The 24,660-nt window shown below is 46.7% G+C and carries 19 protein-coding genes; 17 read left to right on the forward strand and 2 right to left on the reverse strand.

The window, feature by feature from the left end; all coding sequences use genetic code 11:
- The first annotated feature begins 177 nt into the window (after window positions 1–177).
- The 10 genes from AC1DLM_RS07195 (at window position 178) to AC1DLM_RS07240 (ending at window position 10,457) form a co-directional block, all read left to right on the forward strand.
- Window positions 178–1,275 (forward strand): GerAB/ArcD/ProY family transporter, encoded by a 1,098-nt coding sequence (locus AC1DLM_RS07195; protein ID WP_441988265.1) that lies wholly within the window; start codon window positions 178–180, stop codon window positions 1,273–1,275.
- Window positions 1,268–2,719, forward strand: a complete 1,452-nt coding sequence (locus AC1DLM_RS07200) for a spore germination protein (RefSeq protein WP_477569544.1) — start codon at window positions 1,268–1,270, stop codon at window positions 2,717–2,719. The genes AC1DLM_RS07195 and AC1DLM_RS07200 overlap by 8 nt, the downstream gene beginning before the upstream one ends.
- Window positions 2,716–3,876, forward strand: a complete 1,161-nt coding sequence (locus tag AC1DLM_RS07205) for a Ger(x)C family spore germination protein (protein ID WP_477569545.1) — start codon at window positions 2,716–2,718, stop codon at window positions 3,874–3,876. Before AC1DLM_RS07200 ends, AC1DLM_RS07205 begins: the two co-directional genes overlap by 4 nt.
- Before the next feature lie 639 nt (window positions 3,877–4,515).
- A complete protein-coding gene (locus AC1DLM_RS07210) occupies window positions 4,516–4,653 on the forward strand; it encodes a hypothetical protein (RefSeq protein ID WP_441988268.1) in 138 nt (45 codons plus the stop codon).
- Between the two features lie 293 nt (window positions 4,654–4,946).
- Window positions 4,947–5,882, forward strand: a complete 936-nt coding sequence (locus tag AC1DLM_RS07215; protein ID WP_441988269.1) for a hypothetical protein — start codon at window positions 4,947–4,949, stop codon at window positions 5,880–5,882.
- Between the two features lie 94 nt (window positions 5,883–5,976).
- Window positions 5,977–6,714: an ABC transporter ATP-binding protein gene (locus tag AC1DLM_RS07220; RefSeq protein WP_441988270.1), complete on the forward strand. Its 738-nt coding sequence runs from the start codon at window positions 5,977–5,979 to the stop codon at window positions 6,712–6,714.
- Window positions 6,707–7,459 (forward strand): ABC transporter permease, encoded by a 753-nt coding sequence (locus AC1DLM_RS07225; RefSeq protein ID WP_477569546.1) that lies wholly within the window; start codon window positions 6,707–6,709, stop codon window positions 7,457–7,459. The genes AC1DLM_RS07220 and AC1DLM_RS07225 overlap by 8 nt, the downstream gene beginning before the upstream one ends.
- Before the next feature lie 5 nt (window positions 7,460–7,464).
- A complete protein-coding gene (locus AC1DLM_RS07230; RefSeq protein WP_477569547.1) occupies window positions 7,465–8,940 on the forward strand; it encodes a sensor histidine kinase in 1,476 nt (491 codons plus the stop codon).
- Entirely contained in the window at window positions 8,937–9,626 is a 690-nt protein-coding gene (locus tag AC1DLM_RS07235) for a response regulator transcription factor (protein WP_477569548.1), read from the forward strand. The genes AC1DLM_RS07230 and AC1DLM_RS07235 overlap by 4 nt, the downstream gene beginning before the upstream one ends.
- A gap of 144 nt (window positions 9,627–9,770) precedes the next feature.
- Window positions 9,771–10,457: an MgtC/SapB family protein gene (locus tag AC1DLM_RS07240; protein ID WP_441988416.1), complete on the forward strand. Its 687-nt coding sequence runs from the start codon at window positions 9,771–9,773 to the stop codon at window positions 10,455–10,457.
- Window positions 10,458–10,581: 124 nt separating this feature from the next.
- On the opposite strand, the gene AC1DLM_RS07245 is transcribed toward AC1DLM_RS07240, so the two are convergent.
- Window positions 10,582–11,418, reverse strand: coding sequence for an AraC family transcriptional regulator (locus tag AC1DLM_RS07245; RefSeq protein ID WP_477569549.1), 837 nt, complete (start codon window positions 11,416–11,418; stop codon window positions 10,582–10,584).
- Window positions 11,419–11,575: 157 nt separating this feature from the next.
- Here AC1DLM_RS07245 and AC1DLM_RS07250 point away from each other — a divergent pair, with 157 nt between their 5' ends.
- On the forward strand, window positions 11,576–12,730 hold the full coding sequence (locus tag AC1DLM_RS07250; RefSeq protein ID WP_477569550.1) for a glycoside hydrolase family 88 protein: 1,155 nt from the start codon (window positions 11,576–11,578) through the stop codon (window positions 12,728–12,730).
- A 176-nt stretch (window positions 12,731–12,906) separates the two neighbouring features.
- Here AC1DLM_RS07250 and AC1DLM_RS07255 read toward each other — a convergent pair whose 3' ends face one another.
- Entirely contained in the window at window positions 12,907–13,359 is a 453-nt protein-coding gene (locus AC1DLM_RS07255) for a flavodoxin (RefSeq protein WP_477569551.1), read from the reverse strand.
- A gap of 217 nt (window positions 13,360–13,576) precedes the next feature.
- Between AC1DLM_RS07255 and AC1DLM_RS07260 the strand changes: the two genes are divergently transcribed.
- The 6 genes from AC1DLM_RS07260 (at window position 13,577) to AC1DLM_RS07285 (ending at window position 24,651) form a co-directional block, all read left to right on the forward strand.
- Entirely contained in the window at window positions 13,577–14,659 is a 1,083-nt protein-coding gene (locus AC1DLM_RS07260) for a TrmB family transcriptional regulator (RefSeq protein ID WP_477569552.1), read from the forward strand.
- Complete coding sequence (locus tag AC1DLM_RS07265; RefSeq protein WP_477569605.1) at window positions 14,659–15,318, forward strand: HD domain-containing protein; 660 nt, start codon at window positions 14,659–14,661, stop codon at window positions 15,316–15,318. The genes AC1DLM_RS07260 and AC1DLM_RS07265 overlap by 1 nt, the downstream gene beginning before the upstream one ends.
- 277 nt (window positions 15,319–15,595) lie before the next feature.
- Entirely contained in the window at window positions 15,596–21,577 is a 5,982-nt protein-coding gene (locus AC1DLM_RS07270) for a polysaccharide lyase family 8 super-sandwich domain-containing protein (protein WP_477569553.1), read from the forward strand.
- 223 nt (window positions 21,578–21,800) lie between these two features.
- A complete protein-coding gene (locus tag AC1DLM_RS07275; RefSeq protein WP_477569554.1) occupies window positions 21,801–23,060 on the forward strand; it encodes a DUF445 domain-containing protein in 1,260 nt (419 codons plus the stop codon).
- 54 nt (window positions 23,061–23,114) lie between these two features.
- Window positions 23,115–23,954, forward strand: a complete 840-nt coding sequence (locus AC1DLM_RS07280) for an ABC transporter ATP-binding protein (protein ID WP_477569555.1) — start codon at window positions 23,115–23,117, stop codon at window positions 23,952–23,954.
- The gene (locus AC1DLM_RS07285; protein ID WP_028553815.1) at window positions 23,887–24,651 is read left to right on the forward strand and encodes an ABC transporter permease; all 765 of its coding nucleotides are present in this window, start codon (window positions 23,887–23,889) and stop codon (window positions 24,649–24,651) included. Before AC1DLM_RS07280 ends, AC1DLM_RS07285 begins: the two co-directional genes overlap by 68 nt.
- Window positions 24,652–24,660 lie beyond the last annotated feature (9 nt).

Genomic DNA, 24,660 nt, shown 5'->3' on the forward strand with positions numbered 1-24,660 from the left:
TATATTTTGTTGGTTATTATATTGGCAACATTCTATTAATATAATTGACCGCATAAGCCGCCTTCCGACCCTTGGAAGGCGGCTTTGTTGCGTCTTTACGCATAATTTTCCAGAAGCGGGAGAACTTAACGATAGCCGTTATTGTATGTCCATCTCATATCAAAGTGGGAGAACCTTATGCTTGCAAAGAACAAGATCACGTCACTTCAATTGTATATGATTGTGATTATTTCTATCGCGATTACGAATCATGTCTTGCTCATTCCCGTCCTGCTGCATTATGGAAAGCGAGATTCATGGGTGGGGGCTACACTTTCACTTGTTCCCATGCTTATTTGGACATGCCTGCTCTATTTCTTGGTAAGACGATCCAAGCAGGGTAACTTGATGGATTGGGTCCGAATGAGAACAGGGAAATGGATAACGCATCTTGTTCAGTTGACGATTATTCTGATCTGTTTTTCACATACTGTTGTCACAATTAAAGACGTGACCATGTGGACACACATTTCTTATTTGCCAAGAACACCCATATTGATCATAGAATTAATGTTTGTTTTATTTTGTTTTTTTGCGGCAAGAGAAGGCATCAGGGTGATTGCGATTGCATCAGGAGTTCTCATACCAGGAGTCGTTGTCCTGGGTTATTTTGTGATGGGCGCTAACTTCCAATATAAGGATTACACACTGCTCACACCACTTTTTACACATGGTTATGGTCCGACTGTGATGTGTATGTTATTGAGCTGCAGCGCTTCCTTCGAAATATTGAGTGTTCTTATTATGCAGCACCATGTTCGGACCCGTATACGCTTGAGAGGCTTACTGATTCTAACCACATGTGTTATTGGACTAACCATCGGTCCGCTAACTGGGGCCATTGCGATATTTGGTCCCTTCGAAGCAGCAGATCTAAGGTATCCCGCCTTTGAACAATGGCGAATGGTAACCATGGGGAAATATATTTCTCATCTTGACTTTCTATCCATATTTCAATGGATCTCAGGGGCTAGCATGCGTACATCCATCATGATGTTTATTATGGTAGACATGCTGAGCATCACGAAGAAATCGACCAGAACGAAATATCTTGTGTGGATCAGCCTTGGTTTAATTGCAGCAAGCATGTACCCCCTATCAGACAATCAAATGGTGCATATTCTGCAAAATTATTACTATACCTTTATGTTTGTAGTCGGCTTATGCTTGTCCTTGTTTCTGCTTTTAGTCGCGATGCTGCCTATACGGCGAAAGGAGAAGTTGCCTAGTGGATGAGCAAGATTTCCGTGAGTGGTTTGCTCTTTCGGACGACGTCATTCTGAAAACATATCCTGTCAAGCAAGGTGGCATCGCCCAGCGTGTTATCTTGCTATATTGTGCAGGCATGGTACGAACCGATATGATCGAGGGGCTCGTGTTGCCTAAACTGCAGGTTTTTATAGATAGTGACTTTTACCAAAATGAAAATGCCCTTGATCTGAGTTCGATGTTGGAATTAATCAAATTCACGGGTACTCACGTCATAGATGATATGAAATTAGCTGTGTATGCAGGACAGCTTGTTTTATTTTTTGAACATACCCAATCGATTTACTCACTGGATATTGCATCACCTCCGAACCGCTCACCCGAAGAATCAAGTACGGAAACCTCGATTAAAGGACCGCGCGACGGGTTTACAGAAGATGTGGTCACGAATATCGCTTTAGTTCGCAAACGCTTAGCCACGCCGAGCTTATGTTGTGAAAAGATACATTTGGGACGAAAAAGCAACACGGTAGTCGCCCTACTGTATCTTGGTGATGTCATCAATGAGTCGATCTTACAAGAAGCAAGAGACCGACTGCAATCGATTGATGTGGATGCGGTAATTAGCAGTTCACAACTCGATGATGCTTTATCAAATCGAACATTCGCCTTATTTCCACTATTAAATTACACGGGGAGGCCAGATTTTGTTGCGGATAGCCTACTCCGTGGTCGGTTTGCCGTCATCGTCGATGGCTCGCCGATGGTTCTCATCGCGCCTGCTAGTCTATCTTTTATTTTAAATTCACCTGAGGATGTCCATAATCCGTTTTTTTTCGTTGCTTTCGAGCGAATACTGCGATTGATCGGCTTGTTAATTTCGGTATTGCTGCCTGGCTTGTGGATTTCAGTTTCCAGTTTTAATTTGGACCAAATTCCGTATCAACTTGTTGCGACCATCTCCTCGTCACGATTAGGATTGCCTTTGTCAGGACCGATGGATTTTATCATCATGCTGCTGTTATTCGAATTGTTCCGCGAAGCGGGTGCTAGGTTGCCCAAAGTAGTTGGACAGACGGTCACGGTTGTTGGCGGATTAATCGTCGGGGACGCGGCGATTCGCTCAGGCATTACAAGTCCAACAACTTTGGTCGTGACTTCTTTGTCGACGATATCGATGTATACACTTGTCAATCAATCACTTGCAGGTACAATTACGATTTTACGTATTGTTATTCTGCTAGTCTCCACCATGTTCGGTATTTATGGATTCATGATATCCCTCATGGGGCTCGTACTGCTCTTGTCGACATTGAGTTCATTCGGAGTACCCTATCTCTCTCCGCTTTCACCTCCCCAATTAGGGGAAATATTCACAGCTTTTTTGGCTAAGCCTTGGAAGAAGCTAAAAACAAGGCCGCACTCGCTCAACCCGAAGGATGACACCCGGCAAGGTGGGGACCCCTCATGATGAAAATAGCGTTGGTGAAACTTGCGTTCGGAGTCTTTTTGTTGATTAGCCTGACTGGCTGTTGGGATTTGAAAACGATTCAAGACACGAATTATATGACAGCGATTGGCTTTGATTATAAGGATGGGAAATATATTGTTTACGGTCAAATGCTGGATTTCGCTAGTGTGGCTAAACAGGAGGGGGGGCGGTCGTCGCAACCGCCTTTGATTTGGGTAGGTAAAGAAGAAGGAACAACCATTAGTGATGCGTTCAATAAGCTCTACCGGACGTCTCAGCAACGTGTTTTTTGGGGGCATGTTGGCGCTTATTTATTTTCTAAGGATGCACTTACTCAAGGTATTAGCGTCTTTACTGACGGCGCAATTAGGTATAGCGAAACGAGATTTACCCAATGGGTGTATATGACGGACGAATCTATTGAGTCGATTTTCTCCGTGATCCCTTTCTTCAATGTCTCACCAATGAGCTCTATTTTGATGCAACCGGTAGACAGTTATCGCCAGCGTTCGTATATTCCCCCACAGCGCTTGTTCCAGGTTGTGTCCAAATTAAGGGAACCCGGGTTTACTGTCATGCTCCCCTCTTTAGATATCAATAAAGAGGTCTGGAAGAAAAATGAAAAACCTGATCAAAAACTTATCGTGAGCGGTGTATATACCCTAAACAAGCAGCATGATTTGCAATGGTTTTCTGAAAATCAATACAGTGGTGCAAGATGGTTGTACAAGCACACAAGTCGTACCCCAATGGTTGTGTATCATGAGGGGAAAGCGATTCAAAACGCAAGTATTAAGCCAGAGGCTCTCATCAAGGTACGAACAAAGGGGGAGCAGGTCTTCTTTGATGTTGAGATTAAAGCCTATGTTACTATTGCTGAAATACTTAAAGATATTGGTGAGAAAGAGTTGCAAGAACAAGTTTCCAAACAAATAGCAGAGGAAGTCCAGTCAACCTTTAAACTTGGAAAAAGTCGTGGAATCGACGTCTACACATTGGAACATGTGTTGTACAGGGATGAGTTCAAAACATGGGCTAAACTAACCGCTTATGGAGAGAAGCCGCTTAAAGACTATGAATTGGGAAACATTTCGGTGAAAGCGAAAATTATCCATACCGGCATGTTGAAGATGATAGAGAAAACGAAACAGTATTAGTTTACAAATTAGCTGCCTACTGACGGTTCGATACTCAGGAGGCGGCTTTTTAATTGTGGTATGTCTGGAGGTAGGCACCTAACTCAACAGTCCATACCCCGCACCGTGCAACACTGCACGTCACCGCCACACGCCATCCCTCACCCCAAATACCCGGGATCTCGGCACTCGCCGCCCCTCGCCCCAACACCCGGCATCTCGCCCCTCGCCGCCCCTCGCCCCAACACCCGGCATCCCCGCCCCCCGCACCGTATCTCACATCCCGAACGCATCAGCCCGTACCCGACCCCAGCATCGCCACCGAGTCTCCCCCCAATAGGAGTAGTGAGAAGTAGTGACAGTAATGAGAGTAATGAGAGTAATGAAAAGAATGTGGGAAAAAAGGAGTAAATTCAAGTCCTCTCTCCGAGCCCTGTCAAAAATGCAAAAGAGCACTTTTCGAATGGTTCTCCCCTCTGTTATTGGAAATTGATGCGAATAGGCATCAATTTGGTGTGATTTCAGGAGATAATCATGAAATACGTTAAAAAGGTTGCCTATTTGCACTTATTTACCAATTTTTGTTATAAATTAGTGGGAAAGGTTGTATTTTTGCATTTTTGAGAGAGGGGAGAGTAAGAGAGAAGGAGAAATGGAGACATGGAGAGAGATGGAGAGAGATGGGAGAGTAGTGGAGAGAGTGAAACTGTATGTTTTCCATTTAATGTCGATTTTCTTGCCGAAACCGATAAATTAGCGGGATTTTTTCCAGTTATGTTTTTAGGAGCGACTAGTTAAGACACCAGCCAACGATTCACTTTGTTACCAACTACCGCGCCCCAACTATCTACTCACTTACGTCACGAACCGCACAACGATCTACTCAGCCATCCTCCCGCACCATCTCTGCCTACTAACTAATTCCCTGGCTTGCTCTCCCMCAGTTTAGAAATATTTAAGAATTGTTTTAGGCCAGGTTAATAGGCGGTTTAGTGGCAATTAACTCTTGAGGGCTAAGATAGTCAGTATGGAAGCGCAGGTAGCGCGGCCAAATTAGAGAAAGCGTATGGATTACGCGGAGGCAGGACGAGATGAATAAGAAGTTAGCGATGTTGGGTTTAGGTGTAGCAGTTGGCAGCATGATGCTAGTGACTTCCGTATATGCAGGTGTGGGAGAGGCTCCCGGGTATGAAGCTTTCAAAACAGCGGTGAAACAGACAGCGACGATTAAGAACGTAACACGCCAAGTGAACGTGTCTTTACAGGACAATGGAGCTTCCTTGCTCCAAGTAAAGTCAACGATCAAAACCGGTGGAGCCGATCAAGCTGGAAGTGCGCAAGTGAATGTGCTTAATGGCACAAATGAGCAGCAAACGATTCAATTCTACAGCCAAGATGGCAAGCAGATTATCAAAACAGCAGATTCTGATGTATACAAAGTCATCGAAGGTGACAATGCGCCAACGAAGTTCAAAGGGCATAACCAAGGCAACCATACCGCAGACCCAGAAGTCATCAGCGAAGTGGAAAATGTAGTGGATGCCCTGGTCGGCAACTTGAAAAATTATGTCACGATGGATGACGCAGCTGGTAACGGGAAGGAAATTCATTTCAAGCTTTCCGGCAGCCAGATTTCTCCGATTGTGAATACCGTGGGTTCACTTGTCATCAAACATGGCACCATGGCCAAAGATGAGCCAATGCCAACCAAAGCAAACACACTGGGCATCGACCTTGCCACATTGCGCAACAGTTTGCCGCAACTTGCTTCCGATATTTCCATGGATGAAGTCGAAGTAAATGCGAGCGTGGATGGGGATGACCACATAACGAGTCAATCTGCACAAATTCATTTGTCTGGTAAAGATGAGCAAGGCGCTGAGCATGATGTTGTGCTGCGCATTGACATGACACTATCTAGCTTGAACTCGACAACGCCTGACACGGTGGATTTGAGTGGCAAGCAAGTAGAGAACGTGAAATTCGATGACATGTCGGGCCACAAAAAATGGGGCGAAAAGAACTAAGCACTGAGTTCTAAGCACTAAGCTCTAAGAAACACCAAAGAGGAGCCGTCAACCTCGGTTGACCTCCTCATTCCCTTTTGAGAGGCGGAACGGCATGAAACACGTCGCCCAACTAAACAATGTAACGAAAATTTTCAGGAACCTCCGCGGTATCCATCAAGTCAATATGACGGTGCAGCGTGGTGATATCTATGGTTTTTTTGGGCCAAACGGAGCGGGGAAAACAACCGTCATGAAGATCATGACTGGCCTATCTCAGGCGCAGCAAGGTCAGGTGAAGCTGTTCGGCTACGACGTGAAAACGCAGTACGAGCAAGCGATGGCGAAGGTCGGCGTGTTGATCGAAACGGCAGAAGCCTACACTTACATGAGCGGCAGAAGAAATCTGGAACAAGCGGGGCGGTTGTATCCAGGTGTGAGCAAGCAGCGAATAGACGAAGTGCTGGAGATCGTGGACTTAACCCCTTTTCAGCACGAAAAGGTTGCAGGCTACTCACTGGGCATGAAGCAAAGGCTCGGACTAGCGGCCGCGATGCTCTCAAAGCCAGAACTTCTCATTCTCGATGAGCCGACGAACGGCCTCGACATTGAGGGCATGGTTCATATTCGAGAAATCATTCTACGGTTAGCACGAGAAGAGCGGATCACGTTCTTAATCTCTTCCCACCTCATCCACGAAATGGAGCTGATGTGCAATCGCATTGGCATCATCCATCAAGGAAAGCTCGTCCGTGAAGGACTTGTCTCTGATTTGATCGAAGGCAGCCCATCTTTGGAAGCCGCTTACCTACGGGAAATTAAAGAAGTCAGGGGGCTTGCTGCCAATGCCTAGTATTTTGACAGCAAATGTCTGGAATGAGACGCTGAAACTAGCCTACAAAAAGAAAACCATCTTCTTCCTAGCGGTCACCTTGCTATTGCCCATTCTAGCAGGTATTCTGCTGTCGAGATTCCAGAATGGTATCGGCATTGGCGCGATCGCGGCGAAGGATTTTCCCATCGTTATGTTGGGCTTGTTCACAACGATTTTCTTGCCTCTGTTCGTGTTCATGGGAGCTGCGGATGTGTTCTCTGGTGAGATGGGGGATCGGACGATGAAAAACATTCTTACCCGACCACTCTCCCGTTTTAAAGTATTCGCATCCAAACAGCTAGCGCTGGCGATCTATATTGCCCTCTATTTAGTCGTGGCCCTCGTCGCATCGATGTTCTCCGCTTTACTATTTCAGCATTTCGGTGGGATCGGGACACTCGGCAACTGGTTGCTCGCCTACGGCGCTGCCTTCGTCCCCCTGATTGCATTGAGTATCGCCGCGGTATGTTTGGCACAATTTTTCTCGAGCAGCAGCTCGGCGCTGACGGTCAGTATCCTGCTATACTTGGCATTCAAAGTAGCCGATTTATTCCTCCCACAACTCGCAACTTACTCACCAATAGCGTACATGGATTGGCATATGCTATKGGTTGGCGGTTCGATGGTGACGAGCAAGATCTTCTCGATCTTTATGTTTTTGGCAGCGTGCAGTATACTATTTTTTACAGCAGGTTATTATTTGTTTGATAAAAAGGAGCTCTGAACCCGATGTCGATTCGCATACGGCTAGTCCTATCCTATATTGCCATGCTGCTTGTACCGCTTGTGCTCTTTGGGCTAGCCGTCATTCTTATCAGCGTCGCCACCTTCGGGAGCCTGAAATCCGGCTTTGATGTCGACTTTTCGCATGGCAATCCCATTAAGCGCGTCATTGATCAGGAAGCGGAAAATGTCGCTTATATAAAGGCCAAAATTGAAACTGACCCTGATGCCTTTCTTCAGGAGAAATTTGTGGAGGACTTGAACGAGCAATTTCACAAAATCAATATGGGACTGATCATTCGGAAGGATCAAACGATCACGTATTTATCATCCTATCTGAAGGATAGAGAAGCTGGGGACACCTCACAGCTCCCACTTTATGGTACGCCGCCAGGGAAATTTCAACGTAATCAAGGCTCTCTGTTGATAACTAGACAGCAGGATTTCTTATTTTCTGATAAGAGTAAAGGAACGGTATTCGTGTTTCTAGATGGCGGTCCTTTTCAGAAATACTTGCACCAATTTTCAAAAACGGTATTCTTAACTTTTATTTTCATCCTCATTGCTACCAATGGCGTGCTGACGTACTTCGTTTCGCGGAGCATTATTCGGCCCTTGCGAGCACTTAAACGTGCAGCAGAAGAGATCAAAGAGGGAAATCTAGACTTTGAAATTATTCCACACAGGAAAGATGAGCTTGGCGAGCTCAGTGTTGCATTTGAAGAAATGCGGCGTAAACTCAAGAAATCCGTAGAGCTGCAGCTCCAATACGAGGAGAATCGCAAAGAGCTTATCTCGAATATTTCCCATGATTTGAAAACACCAGTCACCGCGATCAAAGGCTATGTCGAAGGCATCATGGATGGTGTTTCGAATTCGCCGGATAAGCTGGATAAATATATACGAACCATTTATAACAAAGCGGCAGATATGGATCGGCTGATTGATGAGCTATTTCTATTTTCCAAGTTGGATCTGGGTAAAGTTCCATTTCAATTCGAGACCGTCGATCTAGGGAACTACGTGCAGGATTGTGCGCAGGAATTGCAATTTGATATGGAGAAAAAAGGAGTCCAGTTTACACTTGCCGATCTGCCACAAGAGCCGATACTGGTTACAGCAGATCGCGACAAGCTTAGACGTGTGCTTTTAAACATAATAGAGAATGCAGTTAAATACAGTGAAGAAGGCAATTGTAAGATTACGTTAAGCGTGTTGCGACAGGCTGAATTCGCCGTTATTCAAATCAAGGATAATGGTCAGGGGATCTCGGAGGAGGCGCTTCCGCATATTTTTGATCGTTTCTACCGCGCAGATCCTTCGCGCAATACGGCAACAGGAGGCAGCGGGCTAGGACTGGCAATTGCGAAGCAAATCATTGAAGAACATAGCGGGCGCATTGGTGCGACAAGCGTGTTAGGGCTGGGCACTACCGTGTTTATGGCCTTACCACTCCATCAGGGGAAGGGAAGCGAAGCATGAGTCGGATTTTGATCGTAGAAGATGAACAAAGCATTGCCGAGCTAGAACGTGATTATTTGGAAATTAACGGGTACGAGGTTGATCTTGAAACGAGCGGTGAACGTGGACTTGAGCGGGCGCTGTCGATCGATTATGATCTCGTGATACTCGATCTTATGCTTCCGATAATGGATGGCTTTGAAATTTGCCGACGTATTCGGAGTGTGAAAGACATTCCAATCGTCATGGTTTCGGCTAAAAAGGAAGACATCGACAAGATACGAGGACTCGGCCTTGGTGCCGATGATTACATGATCAAACCGTTTAGCCCAAGTGAGCTGGTGGCTAGGGTTAAGGCTCATTTGGCCCGGTACGAACGGTTAATGGGACGTCGTGAGTCGAAGAACGATGAAGTTCGCATTCGCGGACTGATGATTGATAAAACAGCGCGGCGCGTGTTCGTGAATGATCGAGAGGTCATGTTTACGACCAAAGAATTCGATCTGCTGACCMATCTTGCCATGAATCCCAATCGGGTATACAGTAAGGAGCAATTGTTTGACCTGTTGTGGGGCATGGATGCCATGGGGGAGATTGCCACAGTGACGGTACATATCCGTAAGCTGCGAGAGAAAGTGGAGCAGGATCCATCCAATCCACAATATATTGAAACTATATGGGGAGCAGGATATCGCTTCCGAATCTAACTAGCTAAGCCTGGGGGAGTTGCCTAACTCATCTCGGGCTTTTTGGTTGTTCGCATAAACATTGCCATATTTAACAAATGGTTATTTACATCGTCTCTTTGTTAAGATATTGTAAAGGTTACTTAACTAGGGGAGTCAACGATGATGGAATTTACTGTAGATTTGCATATTTTAATGAAACTTGGGATTTCTGCAATTTTTGGATTAATTATTGGATTGGAACGGGAAATTAGGAATAAACCGCTGGGACTGAAGACGTCGCTGGTCATTTGCTTAAGCAGCTGCTTATTAACAATCGTGTCTATCGAATCGGCCAATAAATATGCCGTAGCCGGACTACATGTCATGGATCCCATGAGGCTGGCGGCGCAAGTGGTGAGCGGGATCGGTTTTCTTGGCGCTGGTGTTATTCTTCGCAAGCACAATGATGTCATTATTGGTTTGACTACGGCTGCTATGATTTGGGGAGCTGCGGGCCTTGGAATTGCTGTTGGAGCTGGATTCTACGTGGAAGCCTTTTTCGGACTCATGCTCATTCTCATCAGCGTAATTGTTTTACCTTATTTTATTAAGAAAATTGGTCCAAAACCGCTGACGATGAAGGATCTTCGCGTCCGTTTGATTGTTTCCCATGATGGGAACCTAACGACGATCATCAAAGCCATTATTGCCAAGGGTTACAAAATGAAAAGCGTTCATATCAAAGAATTGAACAAAGATCTGCAGGAGCTGAATTTCATCGTGTTCGTCGATCGCAAATATGCTTCTGAGGTCTATGATGAGTTGAAGTCGATGGAATATATTGAGTTTGCTGAAGTGGAGACGCTGTAACAAAGGTAGGGATCGGCGCGGGTAGGCCGATAGAGAAGGACCGTAGGTGGCGATTGAGCTGCCCTCCGGTCCTTTTTCTGCTGTTCTTCAACATACTGGTGCTGTTCCGCTCCAATGGAATGAGTTAGGTCGATTTCCCGTATTGGCCGGGAGATATGTTGGTAATATTTTTAAACGTACGAATAAAATTGGCATAGTCATTAAAGCCTGACAAATGGCAAGCGTCAGAGACAGAATGTCCCGTGGATAATAACTGTTTAGCCTGAGCCACTCGTTTTAATAAAATATAACGATAAACGGTTCCGCCGGTTTGATGCTTGAACGTACGACTTAGATGGAACTTGTCCACGGATAACTCTTTGGCTATGTGATCTAAGGTTAATTCCTTAAGCAGATTCGTGTCGATGTAGTTCATCACAGATTGAATCAATGACGAAGTGATACTTGGGATATGCGCATTCGTTTCTCGGAAAACCTCATTGGTAAAAACAAGAATTTGCATCAAATAGGCGTAAGAAAGAACATCACTTCCATATTTAGTTTGACCCAGGACTTCACTTAATTTCGACACAAGGGATCGATAGGCTTCGATTTGCATCTCGCCAAGCTGGACAATATTGTTAAGGCCAGGTTTGCGATTTTGAAAGCAGGAAAGCAAATTCGTTTCGGATGAGCAAAAGGGTAGAACAATTTGCGGCTTAAAATGAAGTGTAATTCGCTCGTAGGGCTGCGACGAGAGATTGCGAATTTTATGGATCTCGTGATTGTTAATAACAACGAGACTGCCTTTTTGCAGCGGATAGCAGAATTGATCGATAAATAATTGAATATCACCATTCAAAAATAAAAATATTTCGTAATTTTCATGAAAGTGAAAGTCATTAATGGGAACGAAAGTAGAATTGGAATGATACGTCATTAAATCTTCTTCTAACATTTCATAATACTTTGAATCCGTCATCAACGTGTTCCTTTCCGGGAATTACCGCATTCTGTTGTTTACAATTACAATAATAATGCCGCGATACAATAATCGCAATATATCTCCCAATAATCGCAAAGAAATTGCTTGGAATACGTAATAAACTGAAAGAAAAACGAAGAGAGTTGGGAGACGTATGCTACAGGCAAGCGATCAACTATGGTTAGAGAGTGTCATTGATAAAATTACAACGAAAATGGACTGGGTTAGCGATAAATCGAGAACTAAGATTCCCTATACAACCATTAATGGCACGCATGACAACCGTATGGAAGAGAATCCTAGGGGTTCGATCACAGACGGGATCAATTGGTGGACCAATGGGTTTTGGGGCGGCATGATGTGGCTTATGTACCACGAAACGGGTAATGAAGCTTATAAGGAAATTGCTAATATCTCGGAAGATGCGCTGGATGAATGCTTCCGTCAATATTACGGGCTGCATCATGATGTTGGATTTATGTGGCTGCCAACCAGTGTAGCGAATTATAAAGTAACCAGACAACCGGAATCTCATAAGAGAGCCATGCATGCTGCGAACTTGCTTGCCGGGCGCTTTAATTTGGCTGGCGGTTTTATCCGGGCATGGAACGACAACGAAGGCGGAGATACGCGGGGCTGGGCCATCGTAGATTGTCTGATGAATCTCCCGCTTTTGTATTGGGCAAGCGAAGAAAGCAGAGATCCGCGGTTCAAACAAATTGCCATGAGGCATGCCGATACAGCGATGACCGCATTTATCAGACCAGACGGTTCCGTTAATCACATTGTTGAGTTTGATCCGTTTCAAGGCGGTGTGGCAGCAACTTACGGAGGCCAGGGCTACGAAGGAGGTTCCTCTTGGACGCGAGGGCAGACATGGGCTATGTATGGCTTTATCTCGAGCTATCTGCATACGCAGAAGGAAGAATATTTGCATACGGCAAAGCGTGTTGCGCATTATTTTATGGCCAACATTCCGGACAACGGCATCATTCCAATTGATTTCAGACAACCGAAAGAACCTGAATACGAGGACTCCACGGCAGCAGCAATTGCAGCATGCGGGCTCATTGAAATTGCGAAGGTCGTTGGTGAGCACGAAAAAGATGCGTATATGAAAGCCGCTTTGAAGCTGTTGAAAACATTAGATCAATCGCGTTGCGACTGGACAACAGACTCCGATTGTATATTGATGAATGGTTCGGCTGCGTATCACCATCCGGAGCGACATACGGCAATCATCTATGGGGATTACTATTTTATGGAAGCTATTTTCAAATTAAAGGGAAATGATTTGTTTGTTTGGTAGGTTTGTTGGTAAACGGGCGGAATGGCGGAAAACCATCAGTCAGAGATTCTTGAGCTTTTCCCCGTTCCGTTTCCAAGCACCTCCGGATTGAACTACGTCTGAATTCGGAGCCATAACTATCTAATAATCCTCAAACTTAAAAGGACCGTCAGGGCGATTCCCCTGACGGTTGTTGTCTAGATCGAAACGCCTAGGGATGCTGCAAATTTAAGTCCTAGCTCACGACAAAGTGCTTTTTCATCTTTGCTAGGGTTCAGTTCAACCTTTAACCCGTCAAATACTTTCTCAGCGCCTAACTCAGCTAGCTTCTCTTCGAGTGTATCCACCGCTTTGCCAAAATACGTGTAAGAGGAATCAGCAGAACCGAATACGCCGAACTTGCGTCCTTCCAGATTAATGTCATCCATTTCGTCGTAGAAATCTTCATACTCATCTGGTAGATCGCCATCTCCCCACGTATAAGCTCCGAGCAGAACCCCTTCATACTTCTCGAGCTCACTAGCGTTTGTATCCATGACGTTTTTGAGAACAGGCTCAATCCCTGCCTCTTGAATGCCGGCTGCAATCGCCTCGGCGAGTTCTTCTGTATTTCCAGACATGCTTGCGTATACGATAATAATTTTGGACATGGTGGGCCTCCTAATAGGGGATATAATTCCTTGATTCAACCTGACGTCAAGCAGATAGAACAGGATTCTGTGCAAGCACGAGCAATCCATTAACTTCCACCATATTATGTGATAATGATTATCATTATCAATATAAAATTATAATATCGACGTACTGTGAAACGGTACGACTATGCATTTAATCATGCTACAATAGAGATATGAGGGGGGCTGCGCCATGGAAAATGTTCTACAGCATTTGAAAAACCTTGGCTTCACGGATTTGGAAGCGAAGTGTCTGCACGTACTAGCAGTGAGTGGCACGCAAACTGGCTATGAAATCGCCAAGGGGCTTGGCGTATCGCGTTCGAACGTATATGCAGCTTTACAAAAGCTCGCTGAAAAGGGAGCAGTGCTCACGAGTCATGGTGAACCAACCGTCTATCAAAGCGTGCCGATTGAGGAAATCGGCGAGCGAATGGAAGCGGAGCTGCAAGCCTCCATCCGGTATGTGAAAGAGCATCTGCCCAAGCAAGAGACGCATATGTCTGAGTATTTTAGCTTGGAGGGTGAAACCAAGGTTATCGAACGTATCCGTTCGGATCTGCGGAAAGCGAAGGAGGAGGCGTTCTGTGATCTGTCTCCAGAGGAAGCGAAGCTGCTGAGGGAAGATATACGCGAGGTGTCTGCACAGGGCGTGCGTGTCATCGTCATGCCAACGCGCGATGCGGGAACTGGTTTCTACCCATTTGCACGTAAACGGGGCGAGGGTCTGAAGGGGCAGCAGGGACGTAAATTCGCGATACTTATTGATCGTAAACTGGCGATTATTGGCACGCGCGGCGCCGAAGATCAGGCCGTAGCAATGATAACCGAGCATCCTGCGATGGTGGAGTTGCTGTATAATCATTTTTGCAGTAGTGTCGTGTTACAAGAGCTTCAGCAGGATATGGGTACGAAACTTGAGGATAAATACGGCAAAAATTTCAAGAAAATCATACAAAAACAGATAGATGGAAAAGTGCCTGAACCGAAGAAAACGGATGAGGGCAAAGCGGTTGCGCTTAAGCTCCATGCGGGTCATGAGATCGCTGGAGAGTTCGGACATCTCGATGAGGGCGTATCTGGCGGAGCGCCTTTGAGCGACGAGAGTGCTAAAGAAGATAATCCGGAACAAAGAAATACTGAACATGAACAGCAGGAACAGGGAACGTTTGGACAAGGGAAGTCTGAACAGGAGAAGCTGGAACAAGGAAAGTCTGAACAGGAAAAGCTGGAACAAGGAAAGTCTGGACAAGGGAAGAGGAAGAAGAAAAAATGATGGATCACGAAGTAGATCAACAACGGATACTACTCGCGGCGGAGACGCTCGTGAAGCAAAAGCTAGAGCGCGATAGCAGTGGCCACGATTGGTGGCATATTTATCGCGTGGTGCAGACGACGAAGCGTATAGCCGCCCAGGAGGGCGCTGATGGCTTCGTCTGCGAGCTTGCGGCGTTGCTTCACGACGTCGTCGACGAGAAGCTGAACGCCGATCCAGCCGCGGCGCAGCGCGAGCTGGAGGCATGGCTCGCCGCCAGCGGCACGCCGGCGGCGCAGGTGGAGCACGTGCTGGAGATTATCAGCACGATGTCTTTCAAGGGCGGCGCGCGGCCGCCAATGCGCACGCTTGAGGGCCAGGTCGTGCAGGATGCCGACCGGTTGGATGCCATTGGCGCGGTGGGCATCTCGCGCGTGTTTGCCTATTCGGGCTGGAAAGGCCGCCCGATTCATGATCCTTCCGTCATCGCGCGCGAGCACATGACGGTGGAGGAGTATCGCGGGGKCAACGACACCGCGATTAATCACTTTTACGAGAAGCTCCTCAAGCTGAAGGAGCTTATGAATACGGCCTACGCGAGGCAGCTCGCGGAGGAGCGGCATCGCTTCATGGAGCAATACCTGCAGCAGTTCTATGCGGAGTGGGAAGGCGAGCGATAAGATTATACAGGGAGAGCCTGTAGTGGGCAATTTAGAGGCAATGAGAATGAAGATTAGAATGCCCAAATATTATTATCAGCTGTCAGTATCATGACTAAAAAAGCGTACTATACAGATGGAGAAGCCTTGCTACACAAGGACTTCTCTTTTTTTACTTGAAGGAGTGTTTATCACAAGAATTGGTCATTGTCCGAAGGAGTGCGTTCTTAGTAGGATAAATGCATGACAAGCAACCAAAGGTGTACGAACCGGGATAACAGGAGGAATGATTATAGTTATGAGACGAATTAAAAAAAGTATAGCCATATTTCTCAGCATCGTCATAGCGATCAGTTGCTTTAACTTCGTGCAGCCGATTGCTCAAGCTGCTGACACAGACAATATGATTTTGAAAGGAGCAGGCTTTGAGCCTGACGAAATCAATCCAGCCGACACTACTGTTGTTTTTGTGCAAGGTCGACCGATGACTGCTACGGTTGGAAAAGAGTGGAAACTTGGATTGAACCACGGCGCACCCAATTATGCCAGAGCTACCTATGATACAACCGAGAAAACGCAAGGAACCCAGTCCCTACATGTGCAGTATGATAAATCCGCCGGCTATCTAGAGAAAATCACTGATTTGCCTGCGGTTGCAAACGGCAAATACACCATATCTGTGGATATCAAAACAGGCGCCAACACCGATAGTGTAATAGTGCGGACGGAGTTTGTGAAGAGTGACGGAACAGCTAGCAGCACGGTTGGTCGCACTGACCATTTTACAATAGGCGCCAATCAGGCCTGGCAAACCTATACGAAAACCTTCACAGCGCCAAACAACAACGACATCGCCGGTATTAAATTTCTTTTTGCAATAAGTAAGAAACAAACCACCCCTTGGAACACAGGCGAATTTTGGATGGACAATCTCGTGATTAAGCCTGTCCCAACGGCTGTTGATAATGTGAATTTGGATGTATCAGCCCTTACTTTGCTGACAGGAACCGAGCACCAGTTGAACGCCACGATCTCTCCTGCGAGCGCTTCTAACAAAGCAGTCACATGGTCTAGCTCCGATTCATCGATAATTTCGGTTGATGACAATGGCGTGGTGAAAGGTTTAGTAGATGGGACCGCAACAATTACAGCAGTTTCGGTTGGAAATCCAAGTAAGATAGCCACTTGCGTAATTACGGCTAGCAGTCATGTAACGGGGATTAGCCTTGACAGAACCGCCTCAACGATTCCGAAAGGCAAGAATCTAGTACTCAACGCTACCCGTATACCCTTCAATGCAACGGATCCAATCCTATGGTCGTCATCTGATGAAAGCGTTGCCATTGTGAGGGATGGCGTGGTTTTCAGCAAAGGTACGGGAACCGTAACGATCACGGCAACTTCGGGGGTGCATTCAGCCGATTGCCAGGTCACTGTTACCGCGTATACGGAGGATGAATTTGACCGTATGCGAAAACGGTGGTCGGATTACATTTTTTATATAGGCTATGACATCAACGATTCTGAAATCAAGGCCATAGTTGATGAAAGAGTAGCCAAAGGACAAATGTACTGGGAGAAAATGAACAAAAACGCCAACGCTTCCTCCCAGCTGTGGACAGATGCGGATATGGGCAACCTCACAAGAGAGTTCCAAACGTACTACAAATTTCTGTTAGACATGTCCGTGGCTTACGTGACGGAAGGATCGCCTCTCCAATATAATGCTGACTTGTATCGGGACATTATTTTTGGTTTAGATTGGATGGACAGTAACTTGTTCACGACGAGTCCAAAATGGGCGATATCCAACTGGTGGGAAAGAGATATCGGCATGCCTAAGGAAGTGAACAACATCGTAACGMTGCTCTACGATTACCTGCCGCAAGCGAAAATCGACAAGTATATGGCTAAGGTGAAAGTATTTTCGCCGACAGCAGATACAGTTGTAACTGGTGGCAACGCTATCGCCGCCAATCGAGTAGACAAAAGTTTAATCGTTATGATGCACGGCATATTAACAAAAGATTCTCTTAGAATCAAAGAAGCCTCCAGCAAGTTGCTTAACGCGAACAGCCAGGTTCTTGAACTTGTTACAACCGGCACTGGCATTTATTATGACGGCTCGTTCATTGAGCACAGCAACATTCCATACACGAACAGCTATGGTACCGAAAGCCTTCGCGGTATCAGCGAGATTTTGTATACGATCGGCGATTCGACTTATGGGCCTAACGAGGCCGACGTTAGTCGCGTATATGAGGCAGTCGATACCGCATATTTACCTCAGATGTACAAGGGAATGCTGTTGTATTCAACCTGGGGACGTTCAGCATCAAGGCAAACCAAAGCTGTTGGAGGAAAAAGCGCAAATTCACACGTCAAAGCACTGATTATGCTTGCCCAATCGATAAACGGTTCGTTGTCAACCCACTTTAAGGCTGTTGCCAAGGCGCATTTGCTTGCAAACCCGAAGCTGTTGGAAACGACAAGCCTGTTTGACAGACAATTATTTAAAAGTGTGCTGCAGGATGAGTCTATCGCCCCGGAAGCAGAAGTAACAGGCGCATACACCTTTAATCGCATGGCTCGTACAACAGTGAAGAGAGACGACTATCTGTTTGATTTGGCCATGTATAATTATCGAGTAGCGTCATTTGAAGCGGGCAATCAGGAAAATAGACGCGGTGTACATACATCCGATGGATTCACATATCTGTATAATAATGACATAATGCAATATGCGGAAAACTTCTGGGCTACCGTTGACTATAAGAGGCTGCCCGGGACTACGGTTGATACAAAGCCTATAGAGCATCTCGAGATTCTGGGAACAGGCGGAACTGGTTCCTCTGTCAATCMCAAGATCAGATGGGCAGGCGCTTCAAAGCTGGATAATTATGCGGTGGCAGGAATGGCCTTAGATAAAACCGACCTCCAGGATAATACAAAAGGTACTAATGCCAAAGACATGGATTTGACAGCTAAAAAATCATGGTTTGTTTTTGACAATGAAATTGTTGCACTTGGCGCGGGAATTAAAAGTTCTAAAGGCCGTGCTATAGAAACGATTGTAGAGAACAGAAGGCTTAATTCTTCAGGAAGCAATACCTTTGTAGTTGATGGGGAAACCAAATCTTCTGCATTAGGCTATAGCGAAACTGTTGAAAATCCAAATTGGGCTTATCTTGAAGGAAGAGTCGAGGGTTCCGATATTGGTTATTACTTCCCAGACAGCTCCAATTTAAACGTATTAAGAGAATCACGTACGGAATCATGGAAGACTATAAACGATAACCCTTCCATGTTTTATGATGATACACCTGTAACAGATAACTATTTGACCATGTATATTGACCATGGAACGAACCCTAGTGGTGCTTCCTATGAATATGCCATTCTTCCTGGTATGAATCCCCAAGAGGTGGCGGCATATTCGGAATCCCCGGGATTCGAAGTTCTGTCCAATACGGCGGATTTACAAGCGGTCAAGCATAAAGCTTTGGGTATTACGGCCCTTAACAGCTTTGTGCGGACTACAACAAGCGCTGGTGGTGTTACTGTCAGCGATGAAGCGTCTGTTATAGTTCGGGAGTATCCGGACAATACATTAAAAATAGCCGTGATGAACCCGACAGTGAATGGCAATAAAGAACTAACCGTCACTGTTGACCGTAAGGCTCTGGGCGTTATCGCCAAAGACGATAACATTACGGTTGAGCAGACAGACCCGCAAATTGTTATTAAAGTAAATCCGGAAATAAATGCGGTCAAGTTTCAAAACACGTGGACGATTCACTTGGCTGTCGCGCCGAAACCAGTGGAATCAGTAGTCTTGGACACAACCGACAAAGTAATGGGAGTTGGCGAGGCTGCGCAGTTGCATGCCGAAGTTCTACCTGCCGATGCTTCTGTTAAAACGCTGCTATGGGCGTCGGACAATGAAAATGTGGCAACTGTCAATGAAGATGGGCTTGTTACGGCTGTTGGAATCGGTACAACAGATATTAGAGCAACATCGTCAGCCGACAACACCAAATATGCCGTCCGCTCAATCACGGTAACAGATTTGACCACAGCCGTCATTCCTGAAAACGGCAAATTAACTGTAACCTTTGGCGATTTGCCTACGGACATTATGAAAAGCTCATTTAGCGGAACGTTTACAGTGACGAAAGATGGCGTTGCAACGGAAGCGCCCTTATTTCTTCAAACGATGATTGTTAATGGAGATAAAACCATTACGTTTGGTATTGACAGTATTCTACCAGATCATATAAGCGATGCAGAGCTTCTGGTAAAAATAAAATATGTGGCAGGCGCGGAGAAAACGGCAAGTTTTACTGTAAACAGGATAATTGTGCCTGCAGCCCCTGCAGTACAGACAAGAGCAGCGAACAATGTGACAGAGACCTCAGCGATTATCCAAACGGAAATCATTAGCGTCGGCAGTAGTCCGATTACGGTTTATGGCGCAGTATATGGAACTACTCCGAATCCGGATGGCAGTGAGGGGAACATTGCGATCAGCGGCGCAAGCAGTCCACAGGTGTATGCGTTTGACCTTGTGAACTTAATGCCTGATACGACGTACTATTTCCGAGCCTATGCCACTAACGTTGTGGGAACGACCTATGGAAGCGATATGGCGTTCAGGACCGTAGCGTTCGATATGACGCCTCCGACGGGGACGCTCAGCATAAACGGAGGAGCGGCCATAACGAGTACAACATCGGTCACTTTGGCGGTATACAGCTCCGACGGAGCAGGTTCAGGAAGTGTACAGATGCGTTTTTCCAATGACAATGCAACTTGGAGCTCCTGGGAGGCGGCAGCTGGAACGAAAGCGTGGTTGCTTGCATCGGGAGATGGGGCAAAGACGGTATATATGGAGTTGAAGGATGCGGTAGGCAATGTTACGACTGTTCCTCTCACAGCTTCTATTCAATTGCAAATACCTGTATCGGGAAGCAGCGGTGATGATACAGTAACTGGTCCTCAGACTGAAACGATCCATGTTGGGGGTGGCAAAAGCGATGACGGTTCTATCGTGATAGCAGTTGTCATCAACCGCACGCCAGATGCAAACGGACAGAAGCGAGATGAAGTCAATTTGACTTCTGAACAAATGGTCGATACGATCGCTCAACTCGCAGCAGCAGGCTCCAACTCGGCCAAAATCGTCATTCCCGATGAGAAGGACGAGGTTGCGGAATTGAATGTGAAGCTCCCGAAAGCGTCGACAGAGCAATTAGCCAAGGCAAACGTAGGGCTCGAAGTTGTTACGGGCAACGTGCGGATTGATATCCMTGGCAGCTCGCTACAAGGGCTTGGCAATGATACCTACTTCCGCGTTGTACCGATCAAAAAGAAAGAAGAGCACGATGCAGTCGAGCAACGTGCAAAAACTAAGCAAGCCGTGCTCCTAATCGCAGAACTGGGCAGCGCCGAAGTGATCGGTCGTCCGATGACGATCGAAACGAATCTGCAGGGTCGCACAGTAACCCTGAGCTTGCCGCTCGGCGACGTGGCGCTTAGCGATGAGCAGAAGAACGATCTCGGTATTTACATTGAGCATAGCGACGGCACGAAAGAATTCGTCCGAGGAGAGATTGTAAAGTTTGACCAAAACGGCGAACTCGGCATTCGCTTCGCAGTGAACAAATTTAGTACATTTACGATTGTGCATATGAAGGGTTGGAACGCTACTTTGGCAACGCCGGTCAAGCAGCGCAATGCTTATATGTCAGGTTATCCTGATGGCACATTTGGACCTGAACGAAGCATCACCCGAGCTGAAATGGCAACGATATTGACCCGTGCATTCGATAAGTCGACAACGCAAGCAGGCATCGCCTACACGGACGTAGAATCGACACATTGGGCAAAGGAAGCGATTGATCAAGTGGCGAAAATGGGATTGATGTCAGGCTACCCAGATGGCAGTTTCAGACCAGAACAAACGATCACGCGCGCGGAGATGGCGAGCATCGCATCCAAGCTGTTGACGGTGAAGCCTGACGCAGCCGGTGGAAGCTTCGCAGACGTGGTCGATCATTGGGCGCAAGTGGCAATTCATCAAGTAAAGGCAGCGGGAATTATCAACGGTTATGCGGATGGCACGTTCCGTCCGGAGATGAGATTGACTCGTGCTGAAGCCGTAATCATGATCAACAAACTGCTTGGTCAAGAGCCATTATATGGCGCGGCAGCAAAATGGTCAGATGTAACGGAGCAGCACTGGGCGTTTAAAGATATTCAAGCGGCTTCTGCTAATTAAGCAGTCTTATTTGTCAAACAGCATCCTCTCCTAGAAGGCAATCGCCGACCGGGAGGGGATTTTTTAATTCCCAGCAATGATGCTGCACAACATGCGACTTCTTTGCTAAACAGAGGTCAATCTGCATCCAATTTCCTCCCTCTCCAACCCGCTACCACGTTTCTTTCCAATATGTGATAAAATAAAAAGAATGATTTATCAACCTCACGAGGAAAGAGATGTTATGACGATGAAAAAAGAAGCAAAGTATATAGCAACGGTTTCACTTGGTGTAATGGGTGCGGGCTTTCTGGCTACGCTGCCAACAGCTGTGTCCTCCACGGTGTGGGGCACATTCCTGCAAGGCGGGTTCGAGGCAGGGGTTGTCGGCGGCTTGGCCGACTGGTTCGCAGTTAGCGCCCTTTTCCGTCATCCGCTAGGTATTCCCATCMCACATACGGCGCTGCTGCCGAACAATCGGGAGAAGATCACGAAGGCGCTCGTCTCCACGGTACAGAATGAACTGCTGTCCAAAGAAACCATTCGTGCGCGCCTGCAGCAAATCCGTTTCTTGGAGCGCGGCCTAGAGCTGGCAGACAAGCAGCTGGACAATGCGTCCTTGCACAAAGGGCTCACGGCGCTAGCGAAACAAGCGCTTCAAGCGATTGACCTAGAGAAATTAACTCCTCTCTTAGCAGAGGAAATTCATAAAGCGCTCCAAGACGTTGATACAAGCCGACTCGTACGCACCGTTGTGGACAGCATCGAAGATGGCGGATACGACGGTAAAACGTTCGATTTTGTCCTAGACAAAGCGGCGGCATGGGCAATCAAATCGGATACGCGTGATCAGCTGGGAGCAATGGCGATCAAAGCATTTGAAGGTTTGCAGTCCAATGGCTTCATAGCTTTTGCCGTGAATGCGTTTATTGGTATGGTTAACGAGGAGAAAATTGGCGGTATTATCCAGAATTTCGTACTCAGCTATATCGAACAAATGCGTACGAAAAACCATCCGCGCCGAGAATCTGTGCTTACTTTTATCCGGAACGAATTGCACAAGTTAGAGCGTAATCCACAGCTGCTAGCAGAGCTAGAAAAACTGAAAACAAAGCTTCCTGAGTTGTTCGACCTGGATGAGAAGCTAGCGCTGTTACTTACAAAACTAAAAGAAAAAGCGGAAGCCTTCATCGATGAGCCGGATTTTGTTCCTCAACATGTAGTGCCCATTATACGCAAAATGCTTACATCCATTCGTCAAAACCCCGATATGCTGCACAAGGGTGAAGACTGGATTCAAGAGCAGATCGCGTCCTACGTAGAACAAAATCACAGTAAAATCGGCCAACTGGTGAAAGAGAACCTAGACAAACTCGACAACGAGAAGTTGACGGTGCTCATGGAAGAGAAGATCGGCAGCGATCTACAATGGATTCGGGTGAATGGTGCGATTTGCGGATTCATCATTGGGTTAGGCTTGGCAGGCTTGAAAATGTTATTCTAATCGATTTGAAAGTATGAGTGTTTATACGTTTGCTTCGCAGGGGGATGAGAGAGCTTGATCGAGATTAAGGGAGTCAGCAAGACGTTCGTTCAGCGCATCGGCGGCAGTTATAAAGCGTTGGATGACATCACATTGACGATAAAAAAAGGGGAGTTCGTCTCCCTGCTCGGCCCTTCAGGCTGTGGGAAATCGACGGTTCTGAACCTTGTTGCTGGCTTTGATACGCAGTCTGAAGGCATCATTCAGGTTAATGGGAAAAAGGTAACAGGTGCTGGAGCGGACCGTGTCGTCGTGTTTCAGGAGCATGGTCTTTTCCCATGGCTGACGGTGTTAGACAATGTGGCTTTTGGCCTTAGGCAGAAGGGAATCCCCAAGAAAGAGCGCCACGAGATGGCGATGGAGCAGATCAAATCTGTGCATCTAAGCCGCTTCGCGGATCGATATCCGCATGAGCTGTCAGGTGGAATGAAACAGCGGGCAGCGATTGCCAGAGCGCTCGCGATGGACCCGGAAATTTTGCTGATGGATGAGCCTTTTGCGGCATTAGATGAGCAAACACGCCTTATTTTGCATAAAGAATTGGAAGAAATATGGATGCGTACGCGCAAAACAATTCTCTTCATTACCCACAATATTCGCGAAGCAGTCATCCTGTCGGATCGGGTTCTGGTGATGTCCACACGTCCCGGCACGATCAAGAAGGAGTTCTCTGTCAAAGCAGCGAGACCTCGCGACAGCGCAGATTCCGTGCTCCATCATATGGAGGCGTTGATTATGGACGCACTGGCGGATGAGCTGGAGAAAGTTGTGAGAGAGGAGACTGGCGATGAGTACAGCATTAAGAAGAACGATTTTTCTGGTACTGCTTCTGATAGCTTGGGAGGCGGGATATAGGATTTTCGGCTGGGGTTGGAAATTTCCGTCGGTCTCCCAGACACTGCAAGCTTTCTATGACGGTATCGTGCATGGGGAGCTGCTGCAAGCTGCTGGAGCAAGTATGCTGCGGCTGCTCATTTCCTTTGCTTTGTCACTCGCGATAGGGACAACGCTTGGTTTTCTCTTTGCTAGATATCGTTTGCTCGATGACACGTTAGGCTTCCTAGTCGTTTCTTTGCAGACGATTCCGAGTATCGCTTGGCTGCCTTTTGCAATTATATGGTTCGGACTTAACGAATCTTCCGTTATTTTCATCACAACACTCGGGGCTACTTGGACGATGGCTTTGGCAAGCCGTACAGGGATTAAGAATATCCCGCCGATTTATTTGCGCGCCGCTCAGACGATGGGGACGGGGAATGGCTTTAACCTGTTCCTTCAGGTTATGATTCCGGCTGCTTTCCCTCATTTGATCAACGGTGTACGTACAGCATGGGCATTTGCTTGGCGGGCTCTTGTTGCGGGTGAGTTGATTGCCAAGGGCGCGGGGTTAGGTCAGCTTTTACAGGATGGACGAAATCTCGGGGACACCTCTCTCATGCTCTGTATCGTCATTATTATTGCTGTGCTAGGCACGGTTTCAGACCATTTCTGTTTCAAAAAACTAGAAGATAAAGTGCTAGAGCGCTACGGCCTCGCTGGCTCCAAGTCGTAGGGGAGTGGG

It is taken from the genome of Paenibacillus sp. 01T442, from assembly GCF_056398345.1.

Excerpts from the sequence above, each read along its gene's own strand:
- AC1DLM_RS07250 (WP_477569550.1), top strand. The coding sequence starts at position 11,576 with ATGCTACAGGCAAGCGATCAACTATGGTTAGAGAGTGTCATTGATAAA.
- AC1DLM_RS07210 (WP_441988268.1), top strand. The coding sequence starts at position 4,516 with ATGGAGAGAGATGGAGAGAGATGGGAGAGTAGTGGAGAGAGTGAAACT.
- AC1DLM_RS07260 (WP_477569552.1), top strand. The coding sequence starts at position 13,577 with ATGGAAAATGTTCTACAGCATTTGAAAAACCTTGGCTTCACGGATTTG.
- AC1DLM_RS07255 (WP_477569551.1), bottom strand. The coding sequence starts at position 13,359 with ATGTCCAAAATTATTATCGTATACGCAAGCATGTCTGGAAATACAGAA.
- AC1DLM_RS07220 (WP_441988270.1), top strand. The coding sequence starts at position 5,977 with ATGAAACACGTCGCCCAACTAAACAATGTAACGAAAATTTTCAGGAAC.
- AC1DLM_RS07285 (WP_028553815.1), top strand. The coding sequence starts at position 23,887 with ATGAGTACAGCATTAAGAAGAACGATTTTTCTGGTACTGCTTCTGATA.
- AC1DLM_RS07240 (WP_441988416.1), top strand. The coding sequence starts at position 9,771 with ATGGAATTTACTGTAGATTTGCATATTTTAATGAAACTTGGGATTTCT.
- AC1DLM_RS07245 (WP_477569549.1), bottom strand. The coding sequence starts at position 11,418 with ATGACGGATTCAAAGTATTATGAAATGTTAGAAGAAGATTTAATGACG.
- AC1DLM_RS07205 (WP_477569545.1), top strand. The coding sequence starts at position 2,716 with ATGATGAAAATAGCGTTGGTGAAACTTGCGTTCGGAGTCTTTTTGTTG.
- AC1DLM_RS07230 (WP_477569547.1), top strand. The coding sequence starts at position 7,465 with ATGTCGATTCGCATACGGCTAGTCCTATCCTATATTGCCATGCTGCTT.
- AC1DLM_RS07195 (WP_441988265.1), top strand. The coding sequence starts at position 178 with ATGCTTGCAAAGAACAAGATCACGTCACTTCAATTGTATATGATTGTG.
- AC1DLM_RS07215 (WP_441988269.1), top strand. The coding sequence starts at position 4,947 with ATGAATAAGAAGTTAGCGATGTTGGGTTTAGGTGTAGCAGTTGGCAGC.